Below are 8,834 nucleotides of genomic sequence, written 5' to 3' on the forward strand. Positions count from 1 at the left end.
GGGGCTGGAGATTGCTCACCTCACCATGTGGTCCTCACCATTTGGGCTGAGGCGCGACGCGAATGGTCAAATGGTGAGGTCGCGATGTGGCTAGTGGGGCCAGCGTTAGTTGTTGGGGCTGGTGCTGGCTGGTGAGGTGGCGTTTGGAGCGGTTGACCTCACCATTTGGAAAGGCATCCATGGCGGAAGGCAGGGCCGCCTGGCGGGCCGCGGCGAGAGGCCGGGCGAATGGCGCGCGGCCTAGAACATCGTTACCGGCCGCACCTGGTTCGCCAGGTCCACCAGCGCATAGCGGTGCCGCGCGAAGGGGGCTTGCCGGGCCAGGGCACGCAGAGTATCGGCCAAGCCGTAGCGCAGGCCGCGCTGGGTGAAGGCGAACTCGAAGAGGTCGTTGGGGGAGGCCGCTGCATCGAGGTTGGAATCGCGCAGGAAGTTGAGGCCGGCCGAGATAACTGCCGCCTTGACCTGCAAGAAGCGGGGTTCGTTCTGCGGGATCTCCTCCAGGCGGTGGGCCGCGCGGCGGATGCGGGACTCCGTGAGATCATGGAGCACCAGCTGCAGAATTGTGGTCAGTCGCGCCATGCGATGGTGGCGCGATGCGTTGGGTACGCGGTCCAAAGTGGCCACGGCCAGTTCAATCTGCTGCTCAGCGCGCAGCTGGCGCGCCAGCCCAAACGCGGAGGACACCGTAGTCGGATTGGTGGCCCACACGATGCCGTACAAGCGCATCGAGTTGAAACGCAGGTGTGCCGGGTCATCCGTCACGTGGTCCCAGATTCCAGGCTGGTCCGCGAAAGCTTCCGCGGGGAGGTCAGCCAGCGACGTCGTGAGGTTGGCACATGCGCGAGCCACGGCGGCGTCGATAAGCGATGCTTCCTCATAACCGAGCTCCTGCAGAATCAGCTCGTTGATGGCGGCGATGGCCAGCTTCGGCGCGGGCTCGCCAGGCAGCAGGTTGAGCACATTGGAGAAGTGCACCTGGGCGGCGCGGAAGTCGTCGAGGAGCAGCACCGCGACGCCCGAATACCACTGGAAGCGCCAGTCTTTACCGAGCTTGTCCTCAATGGAGGCCAGCCACTCGCGGGCCTGGCCGGTATAACCCAGGTCGATCATCGAGCGCACCACGCCGAGCGGAATCTCCGCGGACTCCTCGTATTCTGGGGCCTGCATTGCCTGGCGCAGCGTCTCCAACGCTTCCTGCGGCTCGGTGTAGGAAGCACCTTGGAGGAGTGCGGCGCCGACGTCGGAGCGGTCAACCAGCGGGGTAGGCAAGGCGGATACCACCTCGGGCGCGGTGATGCGCACCGTGCGCTCAATGCCGTCGATGAGCTGGTCAGTGCGGAAAACCAAGTGCTTGGTGCCAAAAGTCGTACGTTGCGGCGAAAACAGCGAGTGCTGAGTGGGATGCTGGATTCCGTCGCGCAGGGCGATGACCTCGCGGAGCACACCGTAAAGCTGGTCGCGCAGCTGCGCAACGCTCTGGAAGCGCTTGGCCGGGTCAGGGTCGGTGGCGCGCTGCAGCAGGCGATAGAAGGAAAGATAGCGGCGCAGCAAAGGCTCATCGGTAGGGGAGGGAAGCCCCGGCAAGTAGACGCCGTCTTCCTGCGGAAGCGTAATGGTCAGGCAGGCCAGCGTGCGGCCGATGGTGTAAATATCCGAGGCCACCGACGGGCCAGACTTGACGATCTCGGGGGCTTGGAAACCCTTAGTTCCGTAGATATGCCCGAAAGCTCCAATACCCGAGACCGCGCCCAGGTCAATGAGCTTGACTTGGTCCTCGGTGACGATGATGTTGGAAGGCTTCAAGTCGTTGTAGACCACGCCGCGGGCGTGCAGGTAGTCCAACGCCGGCAGCAGTTCCAGAATGTAGGCGATGGCCGTGTCTACTGGGAAGAGCCGGTCCTTCTGGTCATTGCGGCGTTGCTGGAGAGAAGGGCCGCCGACGTACTCCATGACGATAAAGCCACCGTCGACGCGCTCGTCATCGACGAAATTGAAAATCTTCACGATTCCCGGGTGTGTGATGTCCGCTAGGAACTCGCGCTCGACTTCGGCGGTGGCGGTTTCGTCGGCCGACTTCTCCGACTGCATGCCTTTTAGGACGACGATGCGCCCAGAGACGAAGTGGTCGTTGGCCAGGTAAATCCAGCCCAGACCGCCGTGTGCGATAACGCCCAAAATCTCGTATTGCCCGGCTACGATATCGCCCGGGGAAAGCTGCGGTGGAGCGACGTTTTCTTTGGTTGGGTCGATGAGCGCGGCAGTGGGGTTGCCCGGCACGATGAAGGGCAGGGTGGCCATTCCGTCGGCCACCTCGCGGTCGGTGCGCTTGGCGGCGCGGCGCTGGCGGAACGTATCCAAGGCTTGGCGCCGCGAGCGTTGCGAAGCATCTTCATGTTGCTCCTGCTTGCGACGATCGCGTAGTTGTCCCAGCTCCGCGATGAGAGCCGCAATGTTGTCGGGGTCGGTGTAGGTTCCTGCAACATCGGCGCCCTCGTCAGATTCGTCGTCCTCGTCAGCGAAAGGATCGAAGGCAACTGCCGAGGTTCCTACCTCGTCTTCGTCCGCAAAGGGGTCGTATGGCACCGCTTGCGTGGCAGGCTCTGCGTCATCGGCATTTAAAGCCGTGCCGGGGTTTGCCGCGTCAGTGTCAACCGCCGCACCTGTCGCGGGATCTTCTAGCGCCTCCGGCTCGAGGTGATCGAGCTCGTCCTCGCTGAAGCTATGGCCATGCGTAGGACTCATCGCTGCGCCTCCTTTGTAGCGTCGGCGTCTTTGGAGCTTTCTTCCTCCGGCAAGTAATTCGGTGCGGGCAGCGTTGGCTTTTCTAGATAGTCACCCAGCCACGTGGCAAAGAGTCTATCCCAGGTGCCGTCCTGGCGGATGCGCTCCAGCGTGGAGTTAACTTGACGCAGCAACGGCTTGGAATCGTAGAAGCTATCGGGCTTGCGCACTGCCACGCCGTAATCCTCGCTAGTGAGTGGCGCCCCCACGATGGAGGTATAGGAGTCCTGCGCCAGCATTCCAGACAATAGGGCGTCATCAGCCACCACGCCGTCGATCTGGTTGAGTTGTAGGGCCATCAAGCAATCGCCCCACGAGCGGGTCTGCAGGATGTTCGACGTGCTTGCCTCGCGACGCACCGTGTCCACGATGGTGGAGCCTTGCACTGCGCACAGCGTCTTGCCTGCGGTGTCGTCGATGGAGCGAATGCCCGAACTGCTGAGCACCAAAAGCTTGGTCTTGGTGGTCATATACGGCGCGGAGAAGGCCACCTCGCGCTGGCGCTCGGCGCTAATGGACATCGTGCGAATTACAATATCCACGCTGCGCTCGTTCAGCGCTGAGGTGCGCTCCGAGGACTCCACGAAACGGAAATCCACCTTATTTGGATCGTCAAAGATGTCGCGGGCGATTTCCCGCGCGATGTCCACCTCAAAGCCGCGGACCTCGCCGGAAGCTGTGTCGCGGTAGCTCATCAGATTGTTGGAGCGGTCTACGCCCACGATGATGCGTCCGCGCTTGTAAATATCAGGAATGCGCTCACGCGGAGTCTTGTCATCCGGCCGGTAGGTGCCAGTCACCGGCACCTTCGTGCGTGGGTGCGGCTCTATGCTGCCAGCGCTTTCCCAGATCGAGTTGTTGGGCAAAGGCGGCCCTGCCTCTGAGTTCAAGGAGGCCTGTGGGATCGCCTTCTCATCCTGTTGTGGGGCCAAGCGTTGGGGCACGCTACACGACGTCGCCCCCACCAACGCCACCGTGCACGCCGCGGTAGTAGCCAGTAGTAGTCGCCGAAACTTCGAAGTCATTAGAGGTACTCCTGGAGTCGAGGGCGGATACCCAGCCACACTGCGATGATGGCGCCGCTGGTCAGCAAGAACACCATAGTGGAAACCATGGTCATAGCGTTGAGCCCCTGCTCCAAATAGGAACGCATGGACACGCGGGCCTCACTGATCAGACCCGCCAAAGAATTATCCACGTCGTCGAAAGCGCTAGCGGCCGTTGGCGATCCATTGGGCGTGCTCACAGTGGCTTCGTAGATCGCCTTGTCATAGTCGCCGTCGGCAAGCGCATTCATGAACTCCTCGTGCGAGTCCTCCCACTCCTGCGCGGCCTGCTTGGCGGCGGGCAGAAGCGCAGGATCGTTGATGGGGATATCGTCGTCGGCAAGCGCGGCTTCGTAGTCCTCGAGGGCGTTAGAAATGGAATACAACGTCGAACTAAAACGCACCGACATGTCAGACTCCGAGGAACGCAGGACCAGCGCCAGCGTCTCAGAAGTGCGAGTCTGCTGCGCTTCAATTCGGGAAGCAGTGAGCGAATCCCACGGGCGCGAGACTGTCTCAAAGCCGTGGTAGCCAGAACTCCACGTGGCAAAGTTGGCGGCCGAAGCCCACGTGAGCGCCAAAAAGAGCAGCACGCTGGCGGTGAGGAAGCCGCGGTTGAAGCGGCGGCGCGTTAGCCGCCACAACCACCATTGCGCGATGAGGAGGAAGAAGAGTGCTGCCACCAGGCCAGAAAGCGGCACCCATTGAGGGCTGGTCAGGCGCTGCTGCTGTTCCTTGACCTTGGCGGAGGTAAGCGAAAACAGTTCGGAGGCCGCCGGCAGGATTTTGTCGCGCATCAGGGAGGATGCATTGGACATATAGGAGTTTGCCACCGCGTTGCCAGCCCTGTGGTTGGTGCGGGCCTTCTCCACGAGCGCGGTATATACGGGCAGCTCGCGCTGGATGTAGGTCACCAGCTCGCGGATGCGGGCGTCATCGCTATTGGTACCGAGGACGGACTGCGTGGCGGCCACGGAGGCCGCGTCGATGGCTTCGTTATAGCGCTCGCGGTTAGCCTCTGACTCCACGCCAGCTTGCACGAAGCCCGTGGTGGCCACGGTGTCAGCCAGCGAGAGGTTGGTATAGAGATGGTGCGCCGCATTCGACATTGGCTCTGTGGAGTTGAGCAGATCGTCCAAGGCCGCGTGGCGATTGGCGGAAGTGTTCGACATCGACAAGCCTGCGGCGGCCAACGCCACGGTGAGGATCAGCGTCACGGTAAAGAGCTTGCCTGGCGTGGTGGCGGCGAAGTGATACAGGCGGCGTACCAAGCGCGCCGGGCCGACAAAAGAGCTCATGGCCAGTTGGGTGGCGTTGCTGAAAGCAGGAGCGGCTGGCTCGGTTACTTCATCCAGCCAGTGGTCAGCAGGATGATCGTGATGATTCCTCGCCGCATCATCCGGATGCGTGGCGGCACGCTCGCCCGGACGTGCGGCGCCCTCCAACCCTGTGCCAGTCATTCCCTTAGAATAGCGCAGAATAAAGGCGCTTTGGTGATGCACGCCACCACATTTGGAGGCGGTGCAGGGCGCTGCCCCGTAGGATGGGCGGCATGACGGCAGGAGAAGAAACACACACCAGTGGGGATGGCTGGGCCGCAGGCCCGGGAGGCAGCAAGCTGTGGGGTAAGTTCGGCGCGGCCGGGCTGTTTCTTCTAGCTGGCGATAAAGTCCTTCTTCAACACCGCGCCGAGTGGACCAACCACGGCGGAACTTGGGGAATCCCAGGCGGAGCGCGCGATTTACACGAGACCCCCGAGGAAGCAGCCTTGCGTGAGACCTGCGAGGAATGCGCCATCGCGCCTGCCGACGTCGAGGTGCTTTGCTCCTCCGTGACCTCTGGGCCCTTCCCTCCCGCGGGTGGGCTGCCGGGCAACTGGACCTACACCACGGTCATTGCACGGACCCGCAGCGGCCAGCCGCTTGCCGTGGAAGCAAACGGGGAATCCAATGAGCTGCGCTGGGTGCCGCTAGGAGAGGTGGAAAAATTACCTCTGTTGGGGGCATTTCGGCAGGCTTTTCCGGCTCTGCTAAAACAAATCGAGGGGCTACGCAGGTAACTGCCAGAAAACTATGGCACCCTTGACAGCATGATTGAAGTTGAGGGACTGACAAAACAATATAAGTCTGTCCGTGCAGTAGATGACCTCACCTTTAAGGTGGAGCCAGGCATTGTGACCGGCTTTCTAGGTCCGAACGGTGCGGGTAAGTCGACGACCATGCGCATGATTCTAGGCCTGGATAGCCCCACAGCGGGCCAGACCCGTATTAACGGCAAGACCTACCGCGAGCTGAAGAACCCGCTGCGGGAGGTCGGTGCGCTGCTCGACGCCAAGGCAGTGCACCCCAACCGCACCGCCGCCAACCACCTGAAGTGGATGGCACAGTCCAATGGAATCCCTACCAAGCGCGTGGAGGAGGTCCTGGGGCTGGTCGGGCTTTCCGACGTCGCCGGTAAAAAGGCCGGCGGCTTCTCTCTCGGTATGGGCCAGCGCCTCGGCTTGGCAGGTGCCCTGTTGGGTGACCCGGGAATCCTCATCCTCGACGAGCCGGTTAACGGCCTCGACCCAGAAGGCATTCGCTGGGTGCGCTCCTTGGTGCGCGCACTCGCAGCTGAGGGCCGTACCGTGCTGATTTCCTCCCATCTTCTTTCCGAGATGTCTCTGACGGCTGACCACCTCGTGGTCATTGGCCGCGGCCGCTTGGTGGCAAACCAGTCCACGTATGACTTCGTGAAGGAGCACTCACAGTCTTCCGTCATCGTGCGTTCCGACCACCTCGAGGAATTCGGCGGCGCTCTGCGCGAGGCAAACGTTTCCTTCCGCACCAGCACCGACGAGGAAGGCCGCGATACGTTCATCATCGAGGACCAAAGCACTGACTTCATCGGCCAATTGGCGTACTCCACGGGCGTCCCGCTTAATGAGCTCAGCCTGAAACGTGCTTCCCTGGAGGATGCATTTATGCAGATGACCGGCGAAGACGTGCAGTACCATGCCAGCACCCCAGGTGCTCCGGCAACCAACCAAAACATCGCACAGGAGGAGCAGAACTAATGTTTGTTAACACCCTGCGCGCCGAGTGGACCAAGCTTTGCACTACGAAGTCCTTCTACTGGACCACCGGCCTCATTTTCATCCTGTCGATCGGTTGGGCGCTGCTTAACTCCCTCAATGCGCCCGAAGTAGATCCGGCCTTCCCCGTCAGCCCGCTTACGGCGCAGGGAATGAACTCCATCCTCTTGGCGCTGGTTATCCCGATCATCATGATCCAAGCCATCATGGTGGTTACTACTGAGTATCGCTTCGGCCTGCAATCCACCGTGTACATGTCAAACCCTAACCGCAGCATCGTGGCTTTAGTGAAGGTGCTCTTGTACGGCGTTATTGCGGCCGTAATCATGTTCTTGGCTCTGGTGCTGATCTACTTCCTCTCGGAGATGCTAGCGCCGGACTCTGTGAAGGAACTTTACGAGCCTTTCAAAGAGGATGCTGGTAAGCGTTCCCTGTGGATGTTCCCGCTGCTCAGCTTCTTGGTTACCATCTTTGTCCAAGGCCTAGGCTGGCTGCTGCGTCAGACTGCCGGCACTGTTGCTTTATCCCTCATCCTGTACCTGGGTATTGAGAACGTTGTTCGCGTCTTGCCCAAGATCGGCGACGACATCATCCACTTCATGCCTTTCTCGGCCTTCAACAGCTGGGCATCCGACTCAGTTGCTGAAAATGCGCCGTGGGATTCCTCCACGGGCAGCGCGATCGTCTTCATTGCGTGGGCTGCGATCCTGTGGATACTGGGTGTCTTCGTGCTTGAAAAACGCGACGCATGATCCCACTGCCTCTCCTGGCTACCTTGGCGCTGTTGTCTGCAACAGCGCCTTTTGCTACTGATATGTACTTGCCGGTCATGCCGGCAATTGTTTCTGACCTGGAAACTACGCGCGCAGCGGTGCAGTTAACCCTCACTGGCTTCTTCATCGGAATGGGCGTGGGGCAGCTGGTGATCGGCCCGCTTTCCGACGCCGTCGGCCGCAAGCGCCTCCTCATCCTCGGCGCGGGCGTGGCTTTGGCGGCGTCGGCAGTGGCGGCACTCGCCCCGAGCATCGCCGTCTTGATTGCCGCGCGTGCCTTCCAAGGCTTGGGCGGCGGTGCCTGCGTGGTGCTCTCGCGTGCCGTGGTGCCGGACCTGCTGACTGGCGCGGCGGCTGCGAAGGCCTATTCGCTGCTCATGGCGCTGCAGGGTATCGCGCCTGCGTTGGCACCGGTCATGGGCGGCTTCCTGGCCGAACCGATTGGCTGGCGCGGCATCTTCTGGGTGCTTACAGGCCTGCATGCATTGCAGTTCGTACTGGCGATTCTGGTCGTCCCGGAGACCGCAGGCGGCCGCCCGCATGACCATTTGGTGCGCACGGTCATCGGCAATTACCTGACCGTGATGCGCAATGGGCGTTTCTGGGGATTCTTGGTCACGGTGGCCTTTGGATTCTGTGCGATGTTTTCGTACATATCGGCCTCCTCGTTCGTCCTACAGCAGCAGTGGGGCTTTAGCGCGACGAGCTACTCGCTCATCTTCGCGATGAACTCCATGGGCATGTTTGCCCTAACCATCGTGAATGCGAAGGCACTTAATACATATACTCCGAAGGCGATGCTCAGCATCGGCGTCGGGGCAGCTTTTTTCTGCAACTTCTTGCTTTTCCTAGCTATTTTCCTCGGTGCGCCGGTGTGGCTTATGGTGTTGATTCTCTTCTGCTGCATCGCGCCGACGGGCTTCATCATGGGTAACGCTACGGCGCTGGCTACGGGGCTCATGCGCGAAAAGGCCGGTTCGGTTTCCGCGATTATCGGCTTTGTGCAGTCGATTTTGGCGGGCATGGTTAGCCCGTTGATGGGTCTGGGCAATAATCCGGCCCTCACGATGGGCATCGGCATGGTGGTCTGCTCGGCCATTGCTGTGTGCGGTGCTTTCGCGGCCCTGCGCAAGCACGTTTAGCGGCTTGCCTGCTGCC

General features: G+C 61.2%; 7 protein-coding genes. 4 read left to right on the plus strand and 3 right to left on the minus strand.

The window, feature by feature from the left end; translation table 11 throughout:
• Positions 1–240: 240 nt before the first annotated feature.
• Genes HMPREF0308_RS06220 through HMPREF0308_RS06230 form a run of 3 tightly spaced genes read right to left on the minus strand, consistent with a single transcriptional unit; the run spans position 241 to position 5,290 of the window.
• Complete coding sequence (locus HMPREF0308_RS06220; protein WP_005529792.1) at positions 241–2,745, minus strand: serine/threonine protein kinase; 2,505 nt, start codon at positions 2,743–2,745, stop codon at positions 241–243.
• A complete protein-coding gene (locus HMPREF0308_RS06225; protein WP_005529794.1) occupies positions 2,742–3,809 on the minus strand; it encodes a glutamate ABC transporter substrate-binding protein in 1,068 nt (355 codons plus the stop codon). Before HMPREF0308_RS06225 ends, HMPREF0308_RS06220 begins: the two co-directional genes overlap by 4 nt.
• Positions 3,809–5,290, minus strand: a complete 1,482-nt coding sequence (locus HMPREF0308_RS06230) for a hypothetical protein (RefSeq protein ID WP_005529796.1) — start codon at positions 5,288–5,290, stop codon at positions 3,809–3,811. The genes HMPREF0308_RS06225 and HMPREF0308_RS06230 overlap by 1 nt, the downstream gene beginning before the upstream one ends.
• An 83-nt stretch (positions 5,291–5,373) precedes the next feature.
• Between HMPREF0308_RS06230 and HMPREF0308_RS06235 the strand changes: the two genes are divergently transcribed.
• Genes HMPREF0308_RS06235 through HMPREF0308_RS06250 form a run of 4 tightly spaced genes read left to right on the plus strand, consistent with a single transcriptional unit; the run spans position 5,374 to position 8,818 of the window.
• The gene (locus HMPREF0308_RS06235; RefSeq protein ID WP_005529798.1) at positions 5,374–5,889 is read left to right on the plus strand and encodes an NUDIX domain-containing protein; all 516 of its coding nucleotides are present in this window, start codon (positions 5,374–5,376) and stop codon (positions 5,887–5,889) included.
• Positions 5,890–5,919: 30 nt separating this feature from the next.
• Positions 5,920–6,885 carry an ABC transporter ATP-binding protein gene (locus HMPREF0308_RS06240; RefSeq protein WP_005529799.1) on the plus strand — a complete coding sequence of 322 codons (966 nt, stop codon included), beginning with the start codon at positions 5,920–5,922 and terminating at the stop codon, positions 6,883–6,885.
• The gene (locus HMPREF0308_RS06245; RefSeq protein ID WP_005529801.1) at positions 6,885–7,655 is read left to right on the plus strand and encodes an ABC transporter permease; all 771 of its coding nucleotides are present in this window, start codon (positions 6,885–6,887) and stop codon (positions 7,653–7,655) included. Before HMPREF0308_RS06240 ends, HMPREF0308_RS06245 begins: the two co-directional genes overlap by 1 nt.
• Complete coding sequence (locus HMPREF0308_RS06250) at positions 7,652–8,818, plus strand: multidrug effflux MFS transporter (protein ID WP_005529803.1); 1,167 nt, start codon at positions 7,652–7,654, stop codon at positions 8,816–8,818. The genes HMPREF0308_RS06245 and HMPREF0308_RS06250 overlap by 4 nt, the downstream gene beginning before the upstream one ends.
• Positions 8,819–8,834 lie beyond the last annotated feature (16 nt).

Source organism: Corynebacterium striatum ATCC 6940 (genome assembly GCF_000159135.1).
GTDB classification, from domain to species: domain Bacteria; phylum Actinomycetota; class Actinomycetes; order Mycobacteriales; family Mycobacteriaceae; genus Corynebacterium; species Corynebacterium striatum.